Below are 25,419 nucleotides of genomic sequence, written 5' to 3'. Positions count from 1 at the left end.
TCAAGGCCGCGGGGGTCCTGTCGCACGTTCGTTTGGCATATGCCGCTTACGGGACAGCGGAGCGGTCCCGTCCTACGATGATGGCCTCGACCCCAGCAACCAGGAGGCGCCATGTCTGCCGCAGCAGTCGAGCACCCCTACGCCGACGAACCGCCGGAGCCCCTGCTCGAAACGGCCAACCGGCTCATGGAGCAGCTCCCCGGCTACCGCGTCGAGATCATCGGAGGAGTCGTCACCGTGGCCCCACCGCCCGACTTCCGTCACGCACGCGCGCTAAGCGATCTCATGATCCCCTTCTTCGCAGCCGGGTTGCACGGCGGTGAGACTCTGATCGCCCAGGGCGTCGGCGTCTGGCTCCCCGGCGGTCCGGAGGACTACGCCATCCCGGACTTCGTCCTGGTCGACGCGGACATCGAAGAGCACCACATCAGCAACAACTGCTACGACCCCGCATGCTTCCGCCTGGTCCTGGAAGTCACCAGCAGCAATTTCAACAGCGACCTCCGGAACAAGGTCCATGCCTACGCTGAAGCCGCGATCCCCGTCTACGTCATCGTCGACCGCAAGAACGTGCGCGTCCACCTCCTCACCGATCCTGTCGGCGAGGAGTACGGCACCCACCGGCTCTACGCCCCCGGACAGCAGCTCACCCTGCCCGACTCCATCGGTGCCGAGATCACTCTGGACGCCACCGCACTGCTGAAGGCCGGCGGCTGCAAGGTCGCCGAGCCCGACGCCACGCCTGATACCGCGCCCGACGCCACGGACTGACGCTGCCGCCGGCGGACTCAGGCTCCGCCCGCGCCCTTGTCCGTCTGCGCCGCCTCGGTCAGGGCCAGTCCCAGGGCCGTCGCCCCGTGCGGGGCCGGGCCGACCGGGGAGAGGCCGTGGTGGAGCTGGTCGCGGGAGTAGGCCCGCAGGTAGACGACGACGGTGTTGGTGACGGCGACCAGCGGAACGGCGACGACCGCTCCCCCGATGCCCGCGATCATGCCGCCTGCCGCCACCGACAGCACCACCGCCAGCGGGTGCACCCGTACCGCCCTGCCCAGGATGAAGGGCTGGAGGACGTGGCCCTCGATCTGCTGCACGGCCAGGACCACCAGGAGCACCATCAGTCCGGTGAACGGCCCCTGGGTCACCAGGGCCACGACCACCGCGAGGGCTCCGGAGACCACCGCGCCGACGAGCGGGATGAAGGCGAACAGGAAGATGAAGACGGCGAGCGGGACCGCCATCGTCACGTCGAGGAAATACAGCCCGAGGCCGATGAAGATGGCGTCGATGAGCGCGACGAGGACCGTGCCGCGGACGTACGCGGTCAGGGTTCGCCAGGCGCGCGGTCCGGCGCCGGCCACGCCGGGGCGGGCGCTCGACGGGAGCAGGCCCAGCGTCCAGTTCCAGATGCGCTTGCCGTCGTAGAGCAGGAAGAGCGTGGAGAACATCGCGAGCAGCATGCCCGTCAGCACCTCGACGAGGACCGTCACGCCCTGGAGTCCGGCGGAGGTGATCTGCTCGGTGTTGGTGCCGATGGTCTCGCTGAGGTTCTTCGCGATGTCGTTGATCTGCTTCTCGGTCACGTGGAACGGACTGTCCAGTGCCCAGAGTTTGAGCTCGTTGATGCCGTCGCGGACCCGGTCGGAGAGCTGGTCGAGGTTGTCCATGACCTGCCAGACCACGAACCAGCCGACCAGCCCGATGACCACGAAGCCCAGGATCGCGGTGACGGCGGTGGCCAGCCCCCGCGGCATGCCGAGGCGGCGCAGCCGCACCACGAAGGGCTGGAGCAGGGCGGTGACCAGGAGGGCCGCGGCGAAGGCGAGGACGACCAGGCGGACTTCGCTGATCACCTTCATCAGGACCCACAGCATCCCGGCCAGGAGCAGCAGCCGCCAGCTCGCCTCGGCGGCCACGCGCATGCCCCACGGAATGACGGTCACCGGGTCGGGGCGGCCGGGGGGCTGGTAGCCGCCCGCCGGAGCCGCGGCGTGGGCGAGCACGGTTCCCGGCGCGGATCCCGCCGGGGATCCCGGCGCGGAAGCGGACCCGGCCGGGCCGGGGACCGGCGGGACCGCGGGAGGCGGCGGGTACGCCGGGGCCGGGGGGTGCGTCGGGTGCGGAGGGTGCGCGGGGTGCACCGGCAGGTCCCCGGAGGTCTCGGCCTCGACCTCGGCCCGCCGCTCGTCGAGCCTCGCCTCCATGCGGCTCAGCTTGTTCCCGAGTCGGCCGAGCCAGCCCGCCGTCTTCGCCATGTCGTTCCCTTCCCCCCGCCCCGACCCGATTTGCCCGGACACACCTCGCAAGACCGTACACGCGAGGAGCCCCGCACCGTAGGACGGTGCGGGGCTCCTCGGGGTTGAGGCGCGCGGGCGCTCTCTTGCGCCGGTGCCTAGTACCAGCCGTTGGACTGGTGGAAGCTCCAGGCGCCGCACGGGCTGCCGTAGCGCCCGTTCATGTAGTTCAGACCCCACTTGATCTGGGTGGCGGGGTTGGTGCGCCAGTCGGCGCCGGCCGAGGCCATCTTCGAGCCGGGAAGCGCCTGGACGAGACCGTAGGCGCCCGAAGACGAGTTCACGGCCTTGTAGTTCCAGGTGGATTCCTGGTTGATGATGTTGGAGAAGCACTGGAACTGCCCCGCCGGAACCATCTGCTGGGCGATGGCCTTGACCTCGGCGACCGTGTAGGAGCCCTGGACCGCGAAGTCGGACGAGTCGCGGGCGGCGGACCGGCTGGCGGCCTGCTCCTTCTCCTCGCGCTCCTTCTTCGCCTTGTCGTCGGCGGCCTTCTGGGCGTCGGCCTTCTTGGACTTGGCGTCCTGAGCGGCCTGGACGCGGGCTGCCTCCTCCGCCGAGCGCTTGGCGTCGGTGTCGGCGGCGTGGGCGATGGCGTCGGCCTGCTGCGTCAGGGACGCGTTCTGGACCTGAGCCTGGTCGCCGACCGGGATGTCAGTGAGGAGAGTCGTCCCGGACGCGGTCGTCTCAAGATTGTTCGAGGCGGGGTCGCCAGTGGCAACGCCCACGACTGCGCCGACGGTGGTTACCGCCGTGGCCGAAGCCACAGCGAATCCCCGAACCGAGATCCGGCTCACACGGTGTCCTTCCAGCAGCGTCCGCAGTGACCGAGCGGGCGCACGAGTGCCCCTCGACACTGGCCTCCGTGGTGGTGCGGTCACTGGAGACGCGGGCCCGTGGGCAACTCCCTTGCGGGAGTGCCGCGTGATGCTCCGGGCGGCATACGGCGAACGACTGTGGAGTTAGTTGTACTGCGCGTACCTCACGGGAGATACAGGTGTGCCGTATGCGGGGCCTGACGGAAAACAGACTCTGCCGGACCTCGACGCCGCAGGGCAATTCTCCGTTGCGTGGGAAAGGTCACACTTGGCATGTCGCCGTTGTTTTCATCAAAGCCCTGTGCACGAAGGCGCCGCCCGGCTAGGCTCCTGGGCCTTTGCCGGGCGGCGCCAACTCACCTTCCCGCTATGGGGTTTTTACCCCTTTTCCGGTTAGAGGGTCTCCAGCATCTCGGTGACCAGCGCGGCGATCGGGGAGCGCTCGGAACGCGTCAGCGTGATGTGCGCGAAGAGCGGATGACCCTTCAGTTTCTCGACCACGGCGACGACTCCGTCGTACCGGCCGACCCTCAGGTTGTCCCGCTGGGCCACGTCGTGGGTGAGAACCACCCGCGAATTGGCCCCGATCCGGGACAGAACGGTCAGCAGGACATTGCGCTCCAGCGACTGGGCCTCGTCCACGATCACGAAGGCGTCGTGCAGCGAACGGCCCCGGATGTGCGTCAGCGGCAGGACTTCGAGCATCCCGCGGCCCAGCACCTCCTCGATGACCTCGCGCCCGGCGACCGCCGAGAGGGTGTCGAAGACCGCCTGCGCCCAGGGGCTCATCTTCTCGGACGCGTCCCCGGGCAGGTAGCCGAGGTCCTGGCCGCCCACCGCGTACAGCGGCCGGAAGACCATCACCTTCTGGTGCTGCCTGCGCTCCAGTACGGCTTCCAGGCCCGCGCACAGCGCCAGCGCCGACTTTCCGGTGCCGGCCCGGCCGCCCATCGAGATGATCCCGATCTCGGGATCGAGGAGGAGGTCGAGCGCGATGCGCTGCTCGGCGCTGCGGCCGTGCAGCCCGAAGGCCTCGCGGTCGCCCCGTACGAGCTTCACGTTGCCGTCGGCCGTGACCCGGCCGAGCGCCTTGCCGCGCTCGGACTGCAGGACCAGTCCGGTGTGCACGGGCAGTTCCGCGGCCTCCGGCACGTAGAGCCGCTCCTCGGTGTAGAGGAGGTCCACTTGTTCACCGGAGAGGGCGAGCTCGCTCATGCCGGTCCAGCCGGCGTCAGTGATCGCGAGCTCGGCGCGGTACTCCTCCGCCATCAACCCCACCGAGGAGGCCTTGATGCGCAGTGGGAGATCCTTCGAGACAACCGTGACGTCGTATCCCTCGGCCTGGAGATTGCGGGCGACCGCGAGGATGCGCGAGTCGTTGTCCCCCAATCGGAAGCCGGCCGGCAGGACGCTCTGGTCTGAGTGGTTGAGCTCGACACGCAGGGTGCCGCCCAGATCGCCCAGCGGGATGGGTGCGTCGAGGCGACCGTGAAGAACCCGGAACTCGTCGAGCAGGCGCAGGGCCTGGCGGGCGAAGTAGCCGAGCTCGGGATGGTGCCTCTTTGCCTCCAGCTCGGTGATCACCACGATCGGGAGCACGACTTCGTGCTCTTCGAACCGCGTGATCGCGTTGGGGTCTGCCAGCAGAACGCTGGTGTCGAGGACGTAGGTCCGCCTGTCGGGCAGGCGGCTCTTAGTGCTGGTCACCACGGAAGGACGTACCCCCTCGGAAGAGGTCGGGCCATGAAGACCGGACCGGTCATCGGCACCCATGCGCGGGCCGACTTCCGGCCCTCCACTCCGTCCGTGCGAACCGCACGTGCGTCCTGGTGCAAAGGGCCTCCCGGGCGGACGACCCCATGCCGTCCGCTGAGATTCGACACCCGTGGATCGGGCGTCGACCTGCAAGGGATATTCCCCGAATAGGTCCAGCCATACCAAGGCATATGACGGACGCTCGGTGAATCCCTGGTGAAGGCCCTGCTCGGAGGGTCCCCGGGGACCCCGCGGGGCGCGCGGGAGCACGGGGACGGCGCGCCGCGGAAGGGTCCGGGCGCGCCGTGAGGTGCCGACGGGGTATCAGATATCCACAGGTCAGGTGCCGTACGGGGGCTCCTGCCGGGTGGTTCAGCTGCCGTAGCGCCGGTGCCGGGCGGCGTAGTCGCGCAGCGCGCGCAGGAAGTCGACCTTGCGGAAGGCCGGCCAGAAGACTTCGCAGAAGTAGTACTCGGAGTGCGCGCTCTGCCACAGCATGAATCCGGACAGTCGCTGTTCGCCGCTGGTGCGGATCACGAGGTCCGGGTCGGGCTGGCCGCGCGTGTAGAGGTGCTCGGCGATGTGGTCGATGTCGAGGATCTCGGCGAGCTCCTCGAAGGAGGTGCCCTTCGACGCGTGCTCCAGCAGGAGGGAGCGGACCGCGTCGGCGATCTCCTGACGGCCGCCGTAGCCGACGGCGACGTTGACCAGTATCCCGTCGACGCCGTGCGTGGCCTCTTCGGCTTCCTTCAGGACGGTCTGGGTCCCGGCGGGGAGGATGTCGAGGTTGCCCACGTGGTGGACGCGCCAGCGGCCGTCGGCGGCGAGGCCCCGTACGGTGTTCTCGATGATGTTGAGCAGCGGGCGGAGCTCGACCTCGGGCCGGTCCAGGTTGTCCGTGGAGAGCATCCACAGGGTGACGACCTCGACGTCGGTCTCGGTGCACCAGCCCAGCATCTCGGAAATCTTGTCGGCCCCGGCCTGGTGGCCCTGTTCCGTCGTGCCTCCGGACGCCTTCGCCCAGCGGCGGTTCCCGTCCAGGATCACGCCGATGTGCTTGGGCGTCTCGTCATGGTCGATGCGGCCTTCCACCCGGCGTGCGTAGAGCCTGTACACAGGACGGCGTACCAGGTCGCGCAGCTTCACGATCTTCCAGCCCCTCCGAGCGATTCCCCCGATGCGGAATGCGGTCCCCCCAGGTCCGCCACATTACTGCGCGGCGGGATCCGGTACCCAACTCGGTCCTGTCACAAGTCCGTGATAGGGAGGACAACGTGACTGAAAACAATCCCTATCGGGCAGAGCCCTCGCGCTACGACTCCATGGAGTACCGGCGCACCGGCCGCAGTGGCCTCAAGCTCCCCGCGATCTCCCTCGGCCTCTGGCACAACTTCGGTGACGACAAGTCCCTGGAGTCCCAGCGGGCGATCCTGCGCCGGGCCTTCGACCTCGGCGTCACCCACTTCGACCTGGCCAACAACTACGGCCCGCCCCCCGGCTCGGCCGAGCTCAACTTCGGCAAGATCTTCGCGCAGGACTTCGCGTCCCACCGCGAGGAGCTGGTGCTCTCCACCAAGGCCGGCTACCTGATGCACGAGGGTCCGTACGGCGAGTGGGGCAGCCGCAAGTACCTGCTCGGCTCGCTGGACGCCTCGCTGAAGCGGATGGGCGTCGACTACGTCGACATCTTCTACTCCCACCGCTTCGACCCCGAGACCCCGCTGGAGGAGACCATGGGCGCCCTGGCGTCCGCGGTCCAGCAGGGCAAGGCGCTCTACGTGGGCGTGTCCTCGTACACCGCGGAGCAGACGGCCGAGGCGGCGCGGATCCTGCGCGAGATGGGCGTCCGCCCCCTCATCCACCAGCCCTCCTACTCCATGATCAACCGCTGGACGGAGGAGGACGGCCTGCTCGACACCCTGGAGGCGGCCGGCATGGGCTGCATCTCCTTCGTGCCGCTCGCCCAGGGCCTGCTGACCGGCAAGTACCTCAAGGGCATCCCGGAGGGCTCGCGGGCCACCCAGGGCAAGTCCCTCAACCCGGACCTGCTGTCGGACGAGGTCGTCCGCCGGCTGAACGGGCTGAACGACATCGCGGTGCGGCGCGGGCAGTCGCTGGCCCAGCTGGCCCTGAACTGGGTGCTGCGGGACGAGCGGATGACGTCGGCCCTGATCGGCGCGTCGAGCGTGAAGCAGCTCGAGGAAAATGTGGCCGCACTGTCCGGAGCGGCGCTCACGGAAGCGGAGTTGAAGGAGATCGACTCCTTCGCGGTCTCCACCCCCGGCGCCAACATCTGGGCCCAGCGGGGCTGACCTGCGGCTTTGCCCCCGGTCCGATGAGGACAAAAAACGGGCCGGTCCGTGGGGGGGATACGGACCGGCCCGAGGGGGGGGTTCCACCATAACCCTTCGTAAAGCCTGCTGCGTGCATTGCCGCAAGATGATTACGCTCCGGAGCCGCCCGGCCGCGCTCCGGTGAGCCGAAAACGCCCCCGGAAGGCCCGTGCGGCCAGGCCCCGGGCCTGGTCCGGGCCCCTGCGGAAGCCCGCGGCGGGCCCGGGCGCGCCGCGGACGGGCCCCCGGGCGGCGTAGCCCCCAAGGGGGACCCTCCCCGGTGCACCGCCTTGACGCCCGCCCTGCCCCTACCCTGACCGCCATGGGGATCAGGGGACAGTGGCGGGACGGTGGGGGCACGCTGGTCGTCGAGCCGGCGCAGGACGGGCGGGCGGTGGCGCCCGGACCCGGCGGGACACCCCCACGGGTGCCCGTGGAGCCGCCGGTGGAAGTGCCCGTGGAGATCGCGGCCTCGTACGCGGCCCGGACCCGCGGGCTGCTCGGGCGGGACGGGATCGACGGAGCCATGCTGCTCACCCCGGCCGCGAGCGTCCACACGTTCCGGATGCGCTTCGCCATCGACGTGGCCCACCTGGACCGCGATCTGAGGGTCGTCGCGCTGACCACCATGTCCCCCGGCAGGCTCGGCCTGCCGCGGCTGCGCTCCCGGCACGTCCTGGAGGCCGAGGCGGGCGCCATGGCCGGCTGGGGGCTGCGCGTGGGGTCCCGGCTGCGGCTCCGTCTCAACTCGCGCTAGGCGTCGTCCGCCGCCGGCGGTAGGTTGGGGCGGTTGAGCTGGGGTGGCAGGGGAGCGGCATGACCGAGAACGCGCACATCAAGGCGCTGGAGCAGATCATGCCGGCGACGCACGGAGCCGACGAGGACATCGACTGGCAGGCGGCCGAGGCCGTCTGGGGCGGCCGCTTCCCCTCCGATTTCGTGGCTTTCATGGGCCGCTTCGGCGCGGGCTCGATCAACGGCGAGGCGAGCGTCCTGCTGCCGCTGCCCAAACCGGGGCTCCAGTGGGACCCGGCGCAGATGACCGAGGAGACCTCCAACGCCCGCCAGGTCTGGGAGGCGGAGGGCGGCCGGGCCGCCTTCGACGTGGACCCCGAGTCGATCCTCGCCTGGGGCGTCACGGGCGGCTCCGACATCCTGTGCTGGCTCACGACCGACCCGGACCCGGACCGGTGGCCCGTCCTGGTGGTCGGGCGGCACACCGCCGACTCCTTCGCGGTGTACCCGTACGGCATGGCCGAATTCCTGTACCGGCTGTGCTCCGACGAGTTCGATGTGAGTCCGGTCAGCATCACCTTCTGGGACGGCGGCCACCTCAGCTTCGTGCACTGGCAGAAGGCCCAGCGCCGCTGGCAGGAGGGCCGCAACCCCGAGACGGGCGAGCCCGACCCGTACGCCGGCGACTTCACCGACTGACGCTCCCCCGGACTTCCGGCCGCGACTTCCCGGCCCTGACGCCCGGCCCGGGCCCCCGACGCCCGGCCTCGACGCCCGACTCGGGCCCTCGACCCCCGAAATCCGTTCCGCGGCCCCACCATGGCTGGAAACGGGCGTTTCGGCATGTCTACGCGCGTCCGAATTGTTGATCACATATCGGAAAACACCATTCGGAAATGCCGCACTTGGAGCATTGACCACAAGTGCCGACCCAATGGAACCAACCGCCCTTCCTCAGGAGAGAATTCCGGCCAACGGGCCACTGAGGGACACCGCAGCCCGGAGCAACTCATAAGTAATAACGGGACTCAAAAGAAAATCAGGGGAATACACCCGTGCGACGAAGAATCTTCGGCACGACCGCCACCGCCGTCGTCCTGGGCCTGCTGATACCGCTGGCCGGATGTGGCAGCTCCGGCGACAGCGGCGCAGGTGACAGCGGTACCCTCCGCCTCGTCGCCGCCGAATACGGCGACAACCCGGCCAACAGCTCCAAGGCGTTCTGGGACAAGGTGACGACCGAATTCACCGCCGCCAACCCGGGCATCAAGGTGCAGGTGCAGCTGATCCCGTGGGCCGACATCGACCGCGAGGTCTCCCGTATGGTCAAGGCCGGCAACGCGCCGGACATGGCCCTCATGGGCGGTTACTCGGACTTCGCGGCTCAGGGCAAGCTCTATTCCGCGGACGAACTCCTCTCGGTCACCGCCGAGGCCAACTTCCTCGGTCCGCTCGCCGACGCCGGCTCCGTCCGCAACACGCTCTACGGCCTGCCCTTCGTGGCGAGCAGCCGTCTGCTCTTCTACAACGAGGGCCTGTTCAAGCAGGCGGGCGTCAGCGCCCCCAAGACCTGGAACGAACTCAAGGCCGCCGCCAAGGCGCTCAAGGACAAGGGCGTGAAGTACCCGTACGCCATGCCCCTGGGCCCGGAAGAGGCGCACGCCGAGGCGATGATCTGGGAGCTCAGCAACGGCGGCGGGTACGCCGACAACAGCGGCAACTACAGCCTGGCCTCCGACCAGAACATCCTGACCTTCAAGTGGATCAAGGACAACCTGGTCGCCCCCGGCCTGCTCGGCCCCACCCCGCCGTCCCAGCTCAACCGGGCCGACGCCTTCGCCGCCTTCACCCGCGGCGAGGTCGGCATGCTCAACGGCTACCCCTCGCTCGCCCACGAGGCGCGCGCCAAGGGCATCCAGGTCGGCACCGTCTCGATGCCCATCTCGAACAACCTGAGCCCCGGGGAGACCCCGCCGACCGTGGGCGTGGCCGACTGGATGATGGCCTTCAAGCAGCGCGGGCACCGCACCGAGATCGGCAAGTTCCTGGACTTCGTCTACCAGGACAAGAACCTGTCGGACTTCGCCGGCCGCTACCACCTGCTGCCGTCCACCGTCACCGCCGCCCGCACCCCGGCCGGCGGCGGCATGGACAACAACGACCAGCAGTTCCTGGCGGCCCTGCGCGTCGCCCAGCTCTACCCGGTCAACGACCCGTCCTGGGTGACCATCAGCGACACCATCAAGCGCAACATCGGGCGCGCGGTGGACCCGGACGGCGACCCGAAGGCCGTGCTGGAGGAGATCGCCGCGAAGGCGGGCGAGGAGACCAAGAAGCACTGACCCAGCCGCCCGCCTGCCGGACGCGCCCTGGAGGCCCTGGAGGCCCTGGAGGCCCTGGACGTCCCGAACGTCCCGGACGTCCTCGCCGACAGAGGACCTTCGCCCCCTGCCGCAGACCGTCCCGCGCGGCATCATGGCTGTACGGCCCTTGATCCAAGGCCACGGCCACGTCGCCCGCCGCGCACCCACAAGGTGCGCGGGGCGACCGGCCCACCTCCCCCGGGTACCCGGTGCTAGCTGGCGCCCTGGTTCTGCGGGGTGAAGGCCGTGCGGTACTGCTCGCAGCTGGAGTCCCAGACCAGGGAGCCCTTGAGGGTGCCGTAGCCGGTGCGGGTGAGCGACCACTCCACCGTGTACTTGCCGGTGTCACAGGCGATGCGCTTGCCGCCGGGGATCTTCGTGCGGCCCGTGGCGGGCCGGTTCGTGAGCTCCTGGTCCACCTCTGCGGCCTTGACCCGCTTCGCGTCGCGCAGGACCGCGTGCACCACGATCGGGTGCTTGCCGTCCTTGGTCGTCAGCACCTTCTTCACGCCCTGAGAATCCGCCACCGACCACGCGAACTCGTACCCCGGCTCCCAGGCGAGGGTCGTCGGGTCGGGGACCTGGCGCGGGTACTCCTCGGCGCCCTTGGGGCCTCGGCGGGTGACCGTCTTGTACTGGATGCCGGGCCGGAAGCGGAACTGCGCTTCCACCTTGTGCATGTCGTCCTTGGTCCACATCGACTTCATCGCCTTCTCCCCTCCGCTCGGGTCCTGGAGGTACGCCGTGCCGTCTGCGGCGGTGGCGGCGCCCTGGCAGAGGACCGGGACGAGGGCCGCCGCTACGGTCGCGAGGGCCAGAGCGGCGGTACGAGTGCGCTTCATGCCCGGACCAACGGGGCCCCGCGGCGGGCCGGAACGACGCCGGGCGCGCTTTCACCCGTACGGGATCCGGAATATCACCCGATCAACTGCACGTCGGCGTATCCGGAGAAGACGCGGACCCCGGCGGGATCCGAAAGGGACGGCCTAGGTGCTGGGGCCGGTGACCACCGGGAAGCCGGTGGGTCGGCCCTCCTCCTTCAGCCAGTCCAGCACCTGGTTGAGGGCTTCGACGGTCTGCGCGCGGTTGCCTCCGCCGTCGTGGAAGAGGACCGTCGGGCCGTTGCGCATCTCGGACTTGACGGTGTTGACGATCGCGACGGTGCCCGGCTTGCTGAAGTCCTTGCTGTCTATGTTCCAGCCGAGCGGCCGCATGCCGTTGGCTGCGGCCAGGGCACGGCTCTCGGGAGTGAACGCGCCGCCGGGGGCCCGGTAGTACTGCACCTTGGCCCCGCCGCCCGCGGCCTCCTCGATCAGCTTCTTCGCGTCGAGGATCTGCTGCTTCTGGTACGCGAAGGGCTTGTGGTCCATCGCCGTGTTGTGGTCCATGGTGTGGTCGCAGAGCCGGTGGCCGTCCGCGACCACCTTCTTGACCAGGTCCGGGTGCTCCTTGGCCTGCGGGCCGATCATGCAGAAGGTCGCCTTCACGTCGTACTTCTTCAGTACGGCGAGCACCTTCGGGGTCCACGTGGGATCGGGCCCGTCGTCGATGGTGATGTTGACCGCGTCGCCGCCGCTCTCCGACGCGTGGGCTATGCCGTCGGGCACCTTCCCCGCCGGGTTCCCGGGCGCCGCCGGGTCGGCGGCGTCGCCCTTCACGGCGTCGTCCGACTGCCCTGAGACGTTCTGGTGGCGGGTGTCGTGGCCTGGGTCGACGACCGTCGTCACTCCCCAGATCGTGGCGGCCACCGCCACGGCGGCCGCCCCAACGGCGACCCGGGCCCGTACGTCCTTCATGTGTGTGCGCGCCATGAACCCCATGAGCTGTCTCAACTCCCCATCCGACATCAGACATCCGCCGCAAGGAGGTACTCCGGACACGGCCGGGAGTACCTCCTCGCACTGACAGGACGTCGGTGGGCTGGGCGGGGTTCCAGCCGAATGGCCCATAAATTCCATGTTGTAGGACTTTGGTCCTTGATCGTCCCGATTTCCGTCCGGGCTGAAACCGGGGGCGGCGGGGCGTCCTCCTATCGGGCATCCCCTACCGAAGACCCCTGTTCCATTTGGAGGTTCGACCCCATGCGCAAGGCAGACACCCCCGCGGTCGCGATGCTCGCCGTGCTCACACTGCTCGCGCTGTCGGCGACGGCGTGCGGAGACGGTGGGGGCGCCGCGCAGGCCGCGAAGCCCGCGGCCGAGCTGAGCCTCGTACCGGCTGACGGAGCGAAGGACGTCGAGCCGGACCGGCCGGTCACGGCCCGGGTGGAGCACGGGACGCTGACGGCGGTGACCGTGACCGAACCTGACGGGAAGCCGGCGGAGGGTGCACTGGAGGACGGCGCGTTCATACCGGAGGCGGGTCTGGCGGTGGACACCGAGTACACGGTGAAGGCCACGGCCACCTCGCAGGACGGGAAGGAGACCCACGCCGAGTCCTCCTTCCGGACGCTGAAGCCGTCGAAGGAGCAGACGGAGACGGTGACCGTGCTTCCCGCGGGCCGGACCGTGGGCGTGGGCCAGCCGCTCTCCCTCACCTTCGACCATCCGGTGAAGAACAAGGCCGCGGTCGAGCGGCGGCTGAAGGTGACCACGAGCAACCCGACCGAGGGCTCGTGGGGCTGGCTGAAGGAGACGCTGACGGGCAAGGACCGGGTGGACTGGCGGCCGAAGGAGTACTGGAAGCCCGGTACGCAGGTGACGTTGGAGGCCCCGCTGTCGGGGGTGGACACCGGCGACGGCCGCTACCTGGCGAAGTCGTACTCGGCCTCCGTCACGATCGGCCGGAGCCAGGTGGCCAAGGTCGACATCGCGAACCACCGGCTGACGCTGGAACGTGACGGCCAGGCGGTGAAGTCGATCCCGATCACGGCGGGCGATCCGGCGAGCACCCCGACCTGGAGCGGGAGGATGCCGCTCATGGGCAAGGAGGGGACCATCCGGATGAGGGCCGACTCGGTGGGCCTGACCGGCTACGACCAGCAGGTGCAGAAGTCGATGAGGCTGACGGTCTCGGGCACCTACGCGCACCAGGCGGAGTGGGCGGAGAGTTACATCGGCTCGGCGAACAGGAGCCACGGCTGCATCGGCATGAAGACGGCGGACGCCACGTGGTTCTACGACCAGGTGCAGGTCGGCGACGTCTTCGACGTGACGGGCGGCAAGGAAACGGTGGCCGCCGGGAACGGCTTCGGCGAGTGGAACCTGTCGTGGGAGGAGTGGCGGAAGAAGTCGGCCATGAGCGCACCTTCCAGCCCCGCCGGCGTTTGAGGCGCGGGTCCGGGCAGAGCCCGGTTTCGGGAAGGGGCGGGGTGGGGGAAGGCTCCGCGCAGCGGACCCACACGCGAAGAGGGCCCGGCCCGGTGGAAATCCACCGGGCCGGGCCCATCGTCCGGATGCGGGCCGCGGGCGCCGAACCCGCGCCGTGTCAGTGGGCGAGCGAAGCCGCCTGCGCGGCAGACGCATCCTTCGCCGCGCCACCACCGGCACCCCCACCACCGGCGGGGCCACCCCGCAGGGGGACCTCCTTGACGAACCAGGCGGCCACGAAGCCCAGTACCGCGATACCCGCACCGAGGAGGAACGCCGAGTGGGTACCGGCGGCCACCGCGTGCTGGTAGGCGTCGCGGACGACCTCGGGGAGCTTGGCCAGGCTCGCCGCGTCCAGCTGGGCCGAGCCGGCCTTGACGGCGGCCTCGGGGCCGAGGCGGTCGGTCATGGTGCTGGTGACCTGGCTGGTGAACAGGGAGCCCATGAGGGCCACGCCGAAGGAGCCGCCGAGGGTACGGAAGAGGGTCGCCGAGGAGGACGCGACGCCCATGTCCTTCATGTCGACGCTGTTCTGCGCGACCAGCATCGTGATCTGCATCAGGAAGCCGAGACCGGCGCCGAGGACGGCCATGTACACGCCGGACATCAGGCGGCTGGTGCCGGTGTCCATGGTGGCGAGCAGGAAGAGCCCGACGACCATGAGCGCGCCGCCCAGGATCGGGAAGGCCTTGTACTTGCCGCTGCTGGTGGTGATCCGGCCCGCGACGAGCGAGATGACCATCATCGAGAGCAGCATCGGCAGGAGCAGCAGGCCGGAGTTGGTGGCCGAGGCGCCCTGGACCGACTGCTGGAAGAGCGGCAGGTAGAGCACGCCGCCGAACATCGCGAAGCCGACCAGGAAGCCGATCACGGACATGAGGGTGAAGTTGCGGCTGCGGAAGATGTGCAGCGGCATGACCGGCTCGGCGGCCTTGGTCTCGACGTAGAGGAAGGCTGCGATGGAGACGATGCCGACGACGATCAGGCCGATGATCTCGGTGGAGCCCCACGCGTACTCGGTGCCGCCCCAGGTGGTGACCAGGACCGTGGAGGTGATCGCGAGGGTCAGCAGCGCCGCGCCGAGGTAGTCGATCTTGCCTTGCGTCTTCTTCTTGGGGAGGTGCAGCACCGCGGTCACCATGGCGAGCGCCACGATGCCGAGCGGCAGGTTGATGTAGAAGGACCAGCGCCAGCCCATGTGGTCGGTGATGGTGCCGCCGACCAGCGGTCCGCCGATCATGGCGAGGGCCATCACGCCGGCCATCATGCCCTGGTACTTGCCGCGCTCACGGGGCGGGATCAGGTCGCCGATGATCGCCATGACGCCGACCATCAGACCGCCGGCGCCGAGGCCCTGGATCGCGCGGAAGCCGATGAGCTGGCCCATGTCCTGGGCCATGCCGCTGAGCGCCGAGCCGATCAGGAAGATCACGATCGAGGTGAGGAAGGAGCCCTTCCGCCCGTACATGTCGCCGATCTTGCCCCAGATGGGGGTGGAGGCGGCCGTGGCCAGCGTGTAGGCCGTGACCACCCAGGAGAGGTGCTCCAGACCGCCGAGCTCGCCGACGATCGTGGGCATGGCGGTACCGATGATCATGTTGTCGAGCATGGCCAGCAGCATCGCGATCATGAGGGCCATCAGGACGACCCTTACGCTGCGCGGCTTCACCTCCTCCGAGGCGACCGCTTCCTTTGTCTTCTCCACCATGCTCCACTCCCCTGGCACACCCGCACCGGTCTTGGCACTTACTTGCCGCCCGGCTAGTTGACTACACTGGGGAAGGTAGACCCGTAACTAGCCGGGCGTCAAGTAAGTAATTGGGGAGAGTCATGTCCAGCAGCAGTCCGCAGCCGCGCCGTGGCAACACGCGCCAGCGCATCCAGGACGTCGCACTGGAGCTCTTCGCCGAACAGGGGTACGAGAAGACTTCGCTGCGCGAGATCGCGGAACGGCTGGAGGTCACGAAGGCGGCGCTGTACTACCACTTCAAGACCAAGGAAGACATCATCATCAGCCTGTTCGAGGACCTGACCCGGCCCATCGACGAGCTGATCCAGTGGGCGGAGGAGCAGCCGCGCACGCTGGAAACGAAGCGCGAGGTACTGCGCCGCTACAGCGAGGCGATGGCCGGCGGCGCCTCGCTGTACCGCTTCATGCAGGAGAACCAGGCCTCGCTGCGGGAGCTGAGCATCGGCGAGACCGTGAAGAAGCGGCTCTTCGCCCTGGTGGAGCTGTTGCGCACGGGCCAGGAGGATGCCCCGCTGGCCGACCAGGTCCGGTGCGTGAGCGCCCTGTTCACCCTGCACGCCGGAATGATGTTCCTCCAGCACGTCGAGGGCGACCCGGAGGAGACCCGCCAGGCGGCCCTGGAGGTCGCGACGGACCTGATCACCCAGGCCCACCAGCACCCGTAGGCGGTGCGGCCCGGGTTCCCGTTCACTCGATGGAGGGAACCGGGACCTGGGATTATTACTCTCCGTAGTCAAGTCGGCTACTTTTGGTGATGTGCGTTGCGGACGGGTCGCGGCGCCCGAGCCGAAGGCACCGCCATGACACGTCTCGCCCTCACCCTCGCAACCACCGCTGCGGCGGCCCTCTTCGCCACCGCCCTCGCGCCGCGGGCCCCGGCCTCGGCCGCCCCGCTCTCCTACGTGGCCCTCGGGGACTCGTACAGCGCCGGCTCCTTCGTACGCCCGTGGAACGCCGACGGCTGCGGCCGCTCCGAGCAGGACTATCCGCACCAGGCCGCACGGCGGCTGAAGTTGAAGCTCACCGATGTCACCTGCTCGGCCGCGGAGGTACGGGCCGGGCTGCTGGGGCCGCAGTCCGAGCTCGCGGGGCCGCCCTCCGTGGCCCCCAAGGGTGGCTGGGCCGCCAAACCGGCGCAGATCGGGGCCGTTTCCGCGAACACCGATCTCGTCACGGTCGGCGCCGGCGGCAATTCCGTGGGGTTCGCCGACATCGTCGAGACCTGCGTGAAGCGGGGGTTGGCCTCCTTCGGGACGGGCACCCCGTGCACCGACCACTACAGGCGGGGCGAGGCCGCCTCCAGGCTCGATTCCCGGTTCGCCGGGCTGGAGGCCGACTTCGCGGTCCTGCTGAAGGAGATCCGCACGCGCGCCCCGCGCGCCGGGGTCGCGGTCGTCGGATACCCGGCCGTCGTGGACCAGGCCGCGGGCTGCGGCTGGGGCTCCTGGCACCAGCTCGGCACGGTCGCCAAGGGGGACATGCCCTGGCTCGACACCATGGAGCGCCGGGTCAACGCGCTCCTGAAGGAGCAGGCCCGGCGGAGCGGCGCGGTGTACGTGGACACGTACTCCTCCAGCACCGGCCACGGGGTGTGCGCGACGGGTGAGCAGCGCTGGATGTACGGGATCAAGGACAGCCTGACGGGGCCGGGCGACCAGAGCGATCCGCCCTCCGAGCTCTGCCGGGCCATCCCGGCCCGGGGCGAGGCGTGCACCGTCCTGCACCCGAACCTCCGCGGCGCCACCCACCAGGCGGACCGCGTCACCGAGGCGCTGGCAGGCATGGGGGCGGGGGCGGGGGCGGGGGCGACGAGAAGCTGAGCGGGAGGCGACCGGGCTGTCGGCCGGGGCGGGGCGGAAAGGCCGGACAGGGCGGGACGGGGCGGGCCTGGCCGGGCGGTCAGGCTGGGCAGGCAGGCAGGTCACCGTCCGGGACCAACGGTCGGCTTCTCCGGGACCTTGGGGCGTCCACCGGGGCACGGGCGGCCGGGAGGATTGGTCGGGGTCCACCCACCCGCTCCCCGATCCACCCCATTCGCCCCATCGCCCCACCCGGGCCTCACGGGCCGCGCAGGCCACGCGGGCGCGCACAGCCGAAGTTCCACAGGAGACATGCATGTTGCTCACCGGAAAGACCGCCATCGTCACCGGGGCCAAGCGCGGGCTCGGACTCGCCATCGCGGAGCGGTTCGCCCGGGAGGGGGCGACCGTCGTGATGGCGGACCTCCAGGACGCGACGGAGGAGGCCGCGGAGGTCGGCGCGTCCTACGTCCGCGCGGACGTGAGCGACGAGACCGAGGTTCGGGCCCTGATCGCCCACACCGTCGCGGCACACGGCGGGGTGGACATCCTGGTCAACAACGCCGGGATCGAATTCGCCAAGACCATCCTCGACACCACCGTCGAGGAGTGGGACCGGCTGATGTCGGTGAACATGCGCGGGGTGTTCCTCTGCTCCAAGCACGCCGTTCCGGCCATGACCGCCCGGGGCGGCGGGGTCATCGTCAATCTGGCCTCCGAGCTCGGCGTGGTCGGTGACGCGGGCGTGGCGGCGTACTGCGCCTCCAAGGGCGGGGTGATCCAGCTGACGAAGGCGACCGCCATCGACCACGCGAAGGCGGGCATCCGGATCAACGCCTTGTGCCCGGGGCCGATTTCCACCCAGCTGCTGGAGGACGTCTTCCGCTCCAGCCCGGACCCGGAGGCCATGCGCCGGGACTTCGAGGCCCGCACCCTCCTCGGCCGGCTCGGCCGACCGGACGAGGTCGCCTCGGCGGCCCTGTTCCTGGCCTCGGACATGTCCTCGAACATGACCGGCGCCAACCTGATCCTCGACGGCGGCTGGACCACCCGCTGATGGGACCCGAGTCGTACACGCATGCGATGGCGGACTTGAACGGCTCTAGCGATGGGGGACGCTTACATGGGGCTCAGCCCTGAGTGGGAGAGACTGTTCGGTCCCGATTCCGGGCCGGATTCGGATTCGGGCACGCGGATGACACTGGCCTCGGCCGCCGCACCGGGAGACGGCGGTGGCGGTGGCCTGGACGTTCAACAGGGCCCCTGTACCACCGCGGCCGGCGTTCCGGGCTCCGCCGGCCGAGGCCTGAGCACCGGAACGGCCGGGGGGTGAGGCGCTCGCGGCTGCGGGCGCCTCACCCCCTTCGGGAACGGGCTGTCGTCAGGCCTTGCCCTTGAGGGAGGTCACCAGCTGGTTCGTCAGCTTGGTCGCGGCCGCCGTGCCCTTGTCGGTGCCGCTGCTGGCGAGCACGGTCACCACCGAGGTGCCGACCCGCGCGGCCACCAGCGTGGTGCCGCCCTTCCAGGCGGGGCTGGTCAGGGTGATGGTGAAGGCGCCGTCGCCCACGCCCTCCAGGGGCTTCTCGGTGACCGTCACCTTGGCGTGGGTGTCCGCGTCGGTGTAGCTCGGGCAGGCCTTGGAGATCATGCCGAGCGCGCCGAGCACCGTGGCGGAGGTCGTGCCGCGGTAGACGTCGATCTCCTGAGCCTGCTCGGAGGAGGAGTCCTTGTTCACGTACGAGTCCTGCGCGAAGGAGACTCCGGAGATCCCGGTGATCTCGATCCACGAAGTCCCGCCGAGCTTGGTGCAGTCCGGGGTGGGGACGGAGGCGGCCTCGGGCAGCTGGTAGGTGTCGCCGGTGTCGCGCGCGGTGGCCGGGTCGGCGGTGTAGCCCTCGGCGAAGAACGTGGCGGGCGCGAGCGCGGCCTTGAGCTGCGTACCCGTCAGCAGGCCCTTGTTGGGACCGTCGTCGGCGGCTGCGGCGGACGGCTTCGCGGCGGCCGACGAACTCGCGTCGGGCGCGGCGGCCTTCGTGCCGTCGGGGGAACACGCGACCAGCACGAGCGGGAGCGCCGCGACGGCGAGCAGTCTGGCGGAGGGGGATATCAGACGCACGATGTGGTTCGACCTCTGTGTTCGAATGCCTGGCGCACCGGATCATCCGGAACACCAGGGTGTGGCTGACACCGGATCGGCGCGAACCGGGAGAACGGGTGGGTGGAACAGGGCAGGGCAGGGCGCGGCCCGGTCCGGGTCAGCTGGGGGACCCGCGCATCACATCGGGTCGCCAGGGGCGGAACAAGGGGCCGGCACATGTCTTTACCTGCGGATATGCAAGATTTTTCCAAACCGGACCGACTGAGTCCGGATAGTGCCGGACCTTCCGGTGCAGGGCTTGCGGGAGCCGACTCAGGCGTCGCCGGCCTCGCGCCCTTCCCGTCCTTCCCGCTCCGCACGCCACTGCGCCACCTCGGCTTCGACGTCGAACTCACTGAGGTTCAGCGGCGGTCCGGGCGGCGGCCTGCGCAGGGCCGCGCCGATCTTGGCGTTGACCTCCGTCAGGATGTCCCGCGCCTGCCGCTCGGTGCGGGCCGCGCGGACCGCCTCCCGCGCGTCCTCGGCCTCCTTGCGGAGCGCGAGCGCCGGCGGGAGGACCGCGAAGCCCTCGCGGTGCATCTTCCCCTTGATCCACCACAACTCGTCGTACGGGGCGTCGAGCGAGGCCAGCGGCTTGCCGAAGCCGGGCAGTTCCTCGAACTCGCCGCGCTCGGCGGCTTCCCTGATCTGCCGGTCCACCCACGACTCGAAGCTGACGCCAGGCGGTTTGCGGTCGGTCACCATGCCTCCTCGGGAGTCCCTGCCAGCATATCGCCGTCGCCCGACAGGCCAGTTACCGACGGTATCCACCTCTACAGCCGACGCTCCGCCTCCTCGATCGGGACGTCGTTGATGCTGGCCTCCCGGCGGCGCATCAGGCCGGCCGCGTCGAACTCCCACTGCTCATTGCCGTGACTGCGCCACCACTGGCCGGCCGTGTCGTGCCACTCGTACTCGAAGCGCACGGAGATCCGGTTGCCGGTGTACGCCCACAGCTCCTTGCGCAGCCGGTACTCCAGCTCGCGCTCCCACTTGTCGGCGAGGAAGGCGCGGATCTCGGCGCGGCCGGCGAGGAAGCGGTCGCGATTGCGCCAGACGGAGTCCTCGGTATAGGCGAGTGCGACGCGTTCGGGGTCGCGGCTGTTCCAGGCGTCCTCGGCGGCCTGCACCTTGGCGCGGGCGGACTCCTCGGTGAAGGGCGGCAGGGGCGGTCGTACGGAGCCAGCAGAACCAGCGGAACCAGTGACAGTCACGACGGGACACCTCTCGACTGAACGGCAGAAGCGGTGAGAACGATCGTTCCCTACTCCGCCCCCAACCCTAGAGAACGACCGTTCTCCCCGCAAGCGGTTCTGGTCTACGCTGCTCCCATGCCCATTCCCGCCGCCGCCCCGATGACCGACGAAGAGGCCCGCACGCGTCTCCTGGACGCCGCGGAGGCCCTGTTCTACGCCGACGGCATCCAGGCCGTCGGCATGGACCGCATCCGCGCGGAGTCCGGCGTCCCGCTCAAGCGGCTCTACCGCCTCTACCCGGCCAAGGAGTCCCTGGTCGCCGCCTACCTGGAGCGCCGCGACCGCCGCTGGACGGCGAGCCTGCGCGGCGCCGTCGCGGGGAGCGCCGACCCGGTCGGGGCCCTCTTCGACTGGCTCGCCCAGTGGTTCTCGGAGCCGGACTTCCGCGGCTGCGCCTTCCTGAACGCGTACGGGGAGCTGGGCGCGGGCCCCGCCGGAGTGCTGGACCTCGTACGGCGTCACAAGGCGGAGCTACGGGCGCTGCTGGCCGAGATCGCCGGTCCTGGTCGGGAGGGCCTGGCGGAGCAGTTGCTGCTGCTGGTCGAGGGGGCGACGGTGGTGGCGGCCCTGGATCCGGGTCCGGGGGCGGCGCTGCGGGCCCGCGAAGCGGCGTACGTACTGGCCCGCGAGGCGCGCGACACGGCCGGGCAGGAGATTCACGCGGCTGCCGAGTGACCGGTGACGCGTCGCGCACTCCCGGGTCGCATGATCAGCTTTTAACTGGTGTTGGAATTTTTGTCCACCGGTAGACCGCATTCGGCGGTTTCATGCCGGTTCCATCGCCTTTCCTCGCGGAGGAAACACCCTTGTCTGCTTCCCGCTGCACGTCGGCCGCCCTGGTCGTCGCGGCCGTCACCGCGACCTGCCTGCTGCCGGTCGCGCCGGCCTTCGCCGCCGCCGGCCCGCCGCACATCCGGTTCTCCCAGCCGTACGTCCCCTCCATCGCCGCGGGCAAGACCGGCCGCGTGGTGATCGTGGCGGAGAACAACGGCGATCCGGCGCTCAGCGGCAGCTTCCGGATCACCGCTCCGGAGCGGACGACCTTCCCCGAGGCCCGCTTCTACTGGAACGGGGACCGCGCCGGAGCGTCCTGCACCCGCTCGGGCGACGCCCGCCAGCTGACCTGCGACGCGGGGACCCGCGCGGGCTTCGCCTTCCCGGCGGAGAGCGACACCCGGCTGGGCGTTCTCGTACGGGTGGACGCGGACGCCCCCGAGGGCACGACCCTCGGCGGCGGCGAGTGGGCGGCGGGGGACGACTCCGCGCCGGGCCTGTACGCGGTGTCCACCCCGGTCAGGGGCCCCAAGGGCGACGACGGCCACGACGGGAAGCCGGGCGACGACGGGCACGACGGGAAGCCGGGCCACGAGGGCAAGCCCGGCCACCACGGCAAGCCGGGCCGCCCCGGGCCCAAGGGCGACAAGGGTGACAAGGGAGACCAGGGCGAGCGCGGCGAGAAGGGCGAACGCGGGGACCGGGGGGACCGCGGCGAGAAGGGCGAGCGCGGCGACAAGGGCGACCACGGACCGAAGGGCCCCCAGGGCCACAAGGGTCCGAAGGGCGACAAGGGCGACACCGGACCCAGGGGCCCCAAGGGCGACCAGGGCCCGAACGGCGGCCCCCAGGGCCCGAAGGGCGACACCGGCCCGGCCGGTCCGAAGGGCGACCAGGGCCCGGCGGGCGGCCCGAAGGGCGACAAGGGGGACAAGGGCGACCGCGGCGACACGGGCCCGGCCGGCGGTCCGAAGGGCGACAAGGGAGACAAGGGCGACCGCGGCAACACCGGCCCGGCCGGCCCTACGGGATCGCGCGGACCCGGCGGACCCAAGGGTGACCAGGGCCCCAAGGGCCCCAAGGGCGACCAGGGCAAGCCCGGCAAGTGCAAGTGCGGCAAGGACCACGGCGGTAAGGACCACGGGGGCAAGGACCACGGGGGCAAGGACCACGGCGGCAAGGACCACGGCGGCAAGGGCAACGGGCACGCCAAGCCGACCGCCCGCATCGTCGGCGACAAGCTGCACGTCCGCACCGGCCCCGGCACGCACTACGCCAAGAGCGGCGTGCTCAAGCACGGCGCCGAGGTCCAGGTGATGTGCAAGACCAACGGCACCGAGGTCGCGGGCAACTCCCTCTGGTACAAGCTCGCCGACGGCAGCGGCTGGATCGCCGCCCGCTACGCCGAGAACCTGAACCGCATCCCCACCTGCTGACCGGCCGACCGGACCACCGGCCGGCCTGACCACCGCACCACCACCGGCGCGCACCGGGGCCCCGAGCCCCGGTGCGCGCCGCGTTCTGCTCCCGCCCTCAGCGGGGACGGACTACAGGCCGCCGGTGTCCAGCAGCAGGTTCCCTTGATGGTCCTGACCGGGAACCCGGGAGCGTAGATGTCGCCGCCCACGGCGTTCCACGCCTTGTAGTTGTTGCAGCCCGGGTTCGCTACGGCGCCCAGCGGGACGGTGTCGTCCGGCGCCGTGCCCATCACCACGAGGGCCTGACCGGCGTTGGCGGGCGGGTTCTCGACCGCGTAGCGCTGGATGGCGGCCGGGAAGAACCAGCCGGCGTCCGTCGGATTGCCCGCGGAAACGGCCACGAAGACCCCGGACAAGGCCAGGTTGTTGATGGCCACCGCGACTTCGTTCATCTGGCCGTAGTAGCCGTACCCGTTCCAGTTGTGCGAGAAGACGGCCACCGCGGGGCTCTTGTGGTGGGCGGCGACCCAGTTGATCGCGTTGATGAAGTCCTGGTTGGTCCCCCCGCCGCCGCAGGGCTGGGTGTGGACCGCGATGAGGTTCACCTTCTTCGCGACTCCGTACGTGCGGCCGCCCAGGTTCTCGGCCAGACCCGTGCCGTGCCCGGTGCAGTCGTTGGGACCGTTCCCGAAGGGGTCGTACTCCACCGAAGCCCGGCCCTCGAAGTCGGGGTGGGCGATGTCGATGCCGGAGTCGATGACGTACGCGTTGACGCCCTCGCCCTGCGAGTGCGTGGTGTAGCTGTAGGACGACTGCCCGGCCGGAACCCGCCCGCGCACCGCCCCTCAGGAGCCGAGGTACCCGGCGGCCCCCGCCACCGGCAGGCTCGCCCAGGTCCGCGTCCCGCCACCCGGTTCCCGGGACTCGCCGAAGCCCCACGACCCGCCGCAGTCCCTGACCACCGCCGACATCACCCGAAGCGCACCCCGGCGGCGGGCCTCGCAGTGGGCGGCGAGGCGGGGATGTGTGTGCGGGACGTGGCCGTCGTAGGCGGTGAGCCGGAGGAAGCCGTCGCGGTGGCGGATGGACAGGTACAAGCTCCGCCCCGGATCCAAGTACCAGGCGGCGGCGACGAGTTCCCCGGCGACCTGCACGGCGGCGGGCGCGAGCGGATCGAGCCGGTGGGCGTGCAGGGCGGACCGTACGGTGCTGCGCGCGATCTGCGAGCTGCACGGCTCCCCCGGCAGGGTCAGGCTGCACGCCAGCCCGTCCGGGGAGGGCGGTTCGCCGCCGGCGGCCGGAGCCGTCGGGCATACGGCGAAGTGGGCGGCGGGCGGCGGCGTGAAGGGGCTGGGCATGACGGACTCCCTGCGTCGTGACGTGGATGACGTGACCTTCGGTGAGCCGGCTGCTCCCGCGGCGGGGGTAGTGGCCTGCCGCCGGGGCATGCGGGATCGCACGGCGGGGCGGTGCACTTCAACTCCCTTGCGTGAGCGGCGCTTTACTGAATGTAGCGGAGTCGGGGGCGCAATTGCGCCCCCGACTGGAAAAATTGCCCCGCCGTCGTCAAGGGCCATCGCGAACCGGCAGACTGCACACATGACAGCCAGGACCTCCCCAACGGAGCGCCAGCGACGTGTGGGCGCGGAGCTGCGCAGGATGCGCGTCGCGGCAGATGTCTCCGCCGAGTCGGCAGCCGCCGTACTGAACGTCAGCCGCTCCCAACTGTCGGCCATCGAACAGGGACTTCGGGCGGTCAGCGACGGCCGCCTGCGCACCCTGGCCGCGCACTGCGGCGTGGGCGACAAGGCTTACGTCGACAAACTGGCCACGTTGACCCAGCCCCGGGAGCGCGGCTGGTGGGAGGCGTACCGCGGTGCGATCCCGCCCGGCCTCCTCGACATTTCCGAGCTGGAGTGGCACGCAACACGTCTCTGCTCGGTGCAGACCGTCCACCTGCCGGGGCTGCTCCACCAGAGCGCCTACGCCCGCGCCGTATTCGGCTCCGTACTCCCCGCGCTCCCGACGTCCGAGGTCGAGCTGCGAGTGGCACACCGCCTGAAGCGACAGCAGGTGCTGGAGGGCGACGATGCCCGGCCCTACGAGGCGTACGTACACGAAGCCGCGCTGCGAATGCAGTTCGGCGGTCGCCGGGCCACACGGGAACAGCTGGAGCACCTGTGCGAGGTCTCGGAACGGGAAAACCTCACGCTCCGCGTCCTGACCGTTGAAACGGGCGCGTTCCCGGGTGCCGGGCACGCGATGCTCTACGCCGAGGGCGTCGTGAGTCAGCTCGACACCGTGCAGCTCGACTCCGCGCACGGACCGGAGTTCACGCACACCGAGGCGCAGCTCACGAAGTACCGGTCCCACATCGACTGGATGGACAAGCACGCACTGTCCCCCGACGCGTCCCGCGATTTCATCCACGCGGTCGCCAGCCAACTCTGAGGAGCCACCGATGGCCGACATAAGCTGGGAAGAAGCCTTCTGCGGCGAGGGAAACAACTGCTACCGGATCGGGGTGGACGGGGACGGCAACAGCTACATCGCCCTCGCCGGCCAGGAGGACACGTACCTCACGGACAGCCGCGAGGCCCTGCAGCAACTGATCCGGGACATCAAGGCCGGCAAGGCCGACCACCTGCTCTAGAAGGTTGCTGAAGATCTTGTTGTGGGGCT

Annotated in this window: 25 protein-coding genes; 13 read left to right on the top strand and 12 right to left on the bottom strand. The window is 70.2% G+C overall.

The features are described from left to right. Nucleotides 1–111 precede the first annotated feature (111 nt). A complete protein-coding gene (locus AC3IYJ_RS25100; RefSeq protein WP_489397005.1) occupies nucleotides 112–771 on the top strand; it encodes a Uma2 family endonuclease in 660 nt (219 codons plus the stop codon). A 17-nt stretch (nucleotides 772–788) separates the two neighbouring features. On the opposite strand, the gene AC3IYJ_RS25095 is transcribed toward AC3IYJ_RS25100, so the two are convergent. The 4 genes from AC3IYJ_RS25095 to AC3IYJ_RS25080 form a co-directional block, all read right to left on the bottom strand. Continuing rightward, nucleotides 789–2,252, bottom strand: coding sequence for an AI-2E family transporter (locus AC3IYJ_RS25095; protein ID WP_489397004.1), 1,464 nt, complete (start codon nucleotides 2,250–2,252; stop codon nucleotides 789–791). Nucleotides 2,253–2,389: 137 nt separating this feature from the next. Beyond that, on the bottom strand, nucleotides 2,390–3,088 hold the full coding sequence (locus tag AC3IYJ_RS25090; RefSeq protein ID WP_489397003.1) for an aggregation-promoting factor C-terminal-like domain-containing protein: 699 nt from the start codon (nucleotides 3,086–3,088) through the stop codon (nucleotides 2,390–2,392). Nucleotides 3,089–3,502: 414 nt separating this feature from the next. Then, nucleotides 3,503–4,819, bottom strand: a complete 1,317-nt coding sequence (gene phoH2 / locus AC3IYJ_RS25085; RefSeq protein ID WP_489397002.1) for an RNA 5'-3' helicase PhoH2 — start codon at nucleotides 4,817–4,819, stop codon at nucleotides 3,503–3,505. A 417-nt stretch (nucleotides 4,820–5,236) separates the two neighbouring features. Next, nucleotides 5,237–6,010: an isoprenyl transferase gene (locus AC3IYJ_RS25080; protein ID WP_489397001.1), complete on the bottom strand. Its 774-nt coding sequence runs from the start codon at nucleotides 6,008–6,010 to the stop codon at nucleotides 5,237–5,239. 128 nt (nucleotides 6,011–6,138) lie between these two features. Here AC3IYJ_RS25080 and mgrA point away from each other — a divergent pair, with 128 nt between their 5' ends. The 4 genes from mgrA (at nucleotide 6,139) to AC3IYJ_RS25060 (ending at nucleotide 10,274) form a co-directional block, all read left to right on the top strand. After that, nucleotides 6,139–7,176, top strand: coding sequence for an L-glyceraldehyde 3-phosphate reductase (gene mgrA, locus AC3IYJ_RS25075; RefSeq protein ID WP_489397000.1), 1,038 nt, complete (start codon nucleotides 6,139–6,141; stop codon nucleotides 7,174–7,176). A 343-nt stretch (nucleotides 7,177–7,519) separates the two neighbouring features. Beyond that, nucleotides 7,520–7,954 (top strand): DUF192 domain-containing protein, encoded by a 435-nt coding sequence (locus AC3IYJ_RS25070; RefSeq protein ID WP_489396999.1) that lies wholly within the window; start codon nucleotides 7,520–7,522, stop codon nucleotides 7,952–7,954. A 59-nt stretch (nucleotides 7,955–8,013) separates the two neighbouring features. Next, entirely contained in the window at nucleotides 8,014–8,631 is a 618-nt protein-coding gene (locus AC3IYJ_RS25065; protein ID WP_489396998.1) for an SMI1/KNR4 family protein, read from the top strand. A 356-nt stretch (nucleotides 8,632–8,987) separates the two neighbouring features. After that, complete coding sequence (locus AC3IYJ_RS25060; RefSeq protein WP_489396997.1) at nucleotides 8,988–10,274, top strand: extracellular solute-binding protein; 1,287 nt, start codon at nucleotides 8,988–8,990, stop codon at nucleotides 10,272–10,274. A gap of 233 nt (nucleotides 10,275–10,507) precedes the next feature. Here AC3IYJ_RS25060 and AC3IYJ_RS25055 read toward each other — a convergent pair whose 3' ends face one another. Further along, entirely contained in the window at nucleotides 10,508–11,137 is a 630-nt protein-coding gene (locus AC3IYJ_RS25055) for a hypothetical protein (RefSeq protein WP_489396996.1), read from the bottom strand. Between the two features lie 144 nt (nucleotides 11,138–11,281). Next, a complete protein-coding gene (locus AC3IYJ_RS25050; RefSeq protein WP_489396995.1) occupies nucleotides 11,282–12,106 on the bottom strand; it encodes a polysaccharide deacetylase family protein in 825 nt (274 codons plus the stop codon). Nucleotides 12,107–12,376: 270 nt separating this feature from the next. Here AC3IYJ_RS25050 and AC3IYJ_RS25045 point away from each other — a divergent pair, with 270 nt between their 5' ends. Continuing rightward, nucleotides 12,377–13,564 (top strand): L,D-transpeptidase, encoded by a 1,188-nt coding sequence (locus AC3IYJ_RS25045; RefSeq protein WP_489396994.1) that lies wholly within the window; start codon nucleotides 12,377–12,379, stop codon nucleotides 13,562–13,564. A 157-nt stretch (nucleotides 13,565–13,721) separates the two neighbouring features. On the opposite strand, the gene AC3IYJ_RS25040 is transcribed toward AC3IYJ_RS25045, so the two are convergent. After that, nucleotides 13,722–15,311: an MDR family MFS transporter gene (locus tag AC3IYJ_RS25040; RefSeq protein WP_489396993.1), complete on the bottom strand. Its 1,590-nt coding sequence runs from the start codon at nucleotides 15,309–15,311 to the stop codon at nucleotides 13,722–13,724. Between the two features lie 122 nt (nucleotides 15,312–15,433). Here AC3IYJ_RS25040 and AC3IYJ_RS25035 point away from each other — a divergent pair, with 122 nt between their 5' ends. The 3 genes from AC3IYJ_RS25035 (at nucleotide 15,434) to AC3IYJ_RS25025 (ending at nucleotide 18,209) form a co-directional block, all read left to right on the top strand. Next, on the top strand, nucleotides 15,434–16,018 hold the full coding sequence (locus AC3IYJ_RS25035; RefSeq protein ID WP_489396992.1) for a TetR/AcrR family transcriptional regulator: 585 nt from the start codon (nucleotides 15,434–15,436) through the stop codon (nucleotides 16,016–16,018). Nucleotides 16,019–16,153: 135 nt separating this feature from the next. Further along, nucleotides 16,154–17,173, top strand: coding sequence for an SGNH/GDSL hydrolase family protein (locus tag AC3IYJ_RS25030; RefSeq protein ID WP_489396991.1), 1,020 nt, complete (start codon nucleotides 16,154–16,156; stop codon nucleotides 17,171–17,173). 295 nt (nucleotides 17,174–17,468) lie between these two features. Beyond that, the gene (locus tag AC3IYJ_RS25025; protein ID WP_489396990.1) at nucleotides 17,469–18,209 is read left to right on the top strand and encodes an SDR family NAD(P)-dependent oxidoreductase; all 741 of its coding nucleotides are present in this window, start codon (nucleotides 17,469–17,471) and stop codon (nucleotides 18,207–18,209) included. A gap of 324 nt (nucleotides 18,210–18,533) precedes the next feature. On the opposite strand, the gene AC3IYJ_RS25020 is transcribed toward AC3IYJ_RS25025, so the two are convergent. The 3 genes from AC3IYJ_RS25020 to AC3IYJ_RS25010 all read right to left on the bottom strand — a co-directional run bounded on the left by AC3IYJ_RS25020 (nucleotide 18,534) and on the right by AC3IYJ_RS25010 (nucleotide 20,503). Beyond that, nucleotides 18,534–19,268, bottom strand: a complete 735-nt coding sequence (locus AC3IYJ_RS25020) for a hypothetical protein (protein ID WP_489396989.1) — start codon at nucleotides 19,266–19,268, stop codon at nucleotides 18,534–18,536. Nucleotides 19,269–19,562: 294 nt separating this feature from the next. Beyond that, on the bottom strand, nucleotides 19,563–19,991 hold the full coding sequence (locus tag AC3IYJ_RS25015) for a DnaJ family domain-containing protein (protein ID WP_489402917.1): 429 nt from the start codon (nucleotides 19,989–19,991) through the stop codon (nucleotides 19,563–19,565). A 71-nt stretch (nucleotides 19,992–20,062) separates the two neighbouring features. Beyond that, nucleotides 20,063–20,503 carry a nuclear transport factor 2 family protein gene (locus tag AC3IYJ_RS25010; RefSeq protein WP_489396988.1) on the bottom strand — a complete coding sequence of 147 codons (441 nt, stop codon included), beginning with the start codon at nucleotides 20,501–20,503 and terminating at the stop codon, nucleotides 20,063–20,065. Nucleotides 20,504–20,620: 117 nt separating this feature from the next. Here AC3IYJ_RS25010 and AC3IYJ_RS25005 point away from each other — a divergent pair, with 117 nt between their 5' ends. Both AC3IYJ_RS25005 and AC3IYJ_RS25000 read left to right on the top strand, forming a co-directional pair. Beyond that, nucleotides 20,621–21,220: a TetR/AcrR family transcriptional regulator gene (locus AC3IYJ_RS25005; protein ID WP_489396987.1), complete on the top strand. Its 600-nt coding sequence runs from the start codon at nucleotides 20,621–20,623 to the stop codon at nucleotides 21,218–21,220. Between the two features lie 131 nt (nucleotides 21,221–21,351). Continuing rightward, nucleotides 21,352–22,755, top strand: a complete 1,404-nt coding sequence (locus AC3IYJ_RS25000) for an SH3 domain-containing protein (protein ID WP_489396986.1) — start codon at nucleotides 21,352–21,354, stop codon at nucleotides 22,753–22,755. Here the strand turns inward: AC3IYJ_RS25000 and AC3IYJ_RS24995 are convergent. Further along, the gene (locus AC3IYJ_RS24995; protein WP_489396985.1) at nucleotides 22,719–23,576 is read right to left on the bottom strand and encodes a S8 family serine peptidase; all 858 of its coding nucleotides are present in this window, start codon (nucleotides 23,574–23,576) and stop codon (nucleotides 22,719–22,721) included. The genes AC3IYJ_RS25000 and AC3IYJ_RS24995 overlap by 37 nt on opposite strands. A 6-nt stretch (nucleotides 23,577–23,582) precedes the next feature. Then, the gene (locus AC3IYJ_RS24990; RefSeq protein WP_489396984.1) at nucleotides 23,583–24,095 is read right to left on the bottom strand and encodes an ATP-binding protein; all 513 of its coding nucleotides are present in this window, start codon (nucleotides 24,093–24,095) and stop codon (nucleotides 23,583–23,585) included. A gap of 241 nt (nucleotides 24,096–24,336) precedes the next feature. Here AC3IYJ_RS24990 and AC3IYJ_RS24985 point away from each other — a divergent pair, with 241 nt between their 5' ends. Then, nucleotides 24,337–25,188, top strand: coding sequence for a helix-turn-helix domain-containing protein (locus tag AC3IYJ_RS24985; protein WP_489396983.1), 852 nt, complete (start codon nucleotides 24,337–24,339; stop codon nucleotides 25,186–25,188). Nucleotides 25,189–25,198: 10 nt separating this feature from the next. Beyond that, nucleotides 25,199–25,390, top strand: coding sequence for a hypothetical protein (locus tag AC3IYJ_RS24980; RefSeq protein WP_489396982.1), 192 nt, complete (start codon nucleotides 25,199–25,201; stop codon nucleotides 25,388–25,390). Nucleotides 25,391–25,419 lie beyond the last annotated feature (29 nt).

It is taken from the genome of Streptomyces sp. GL_140, from assembly GCF_057834465.1.
Note: the sequence above shows the minus strand (reverse complement) of the source record. Positions and strands in the feature narration are given on the sequence as shown.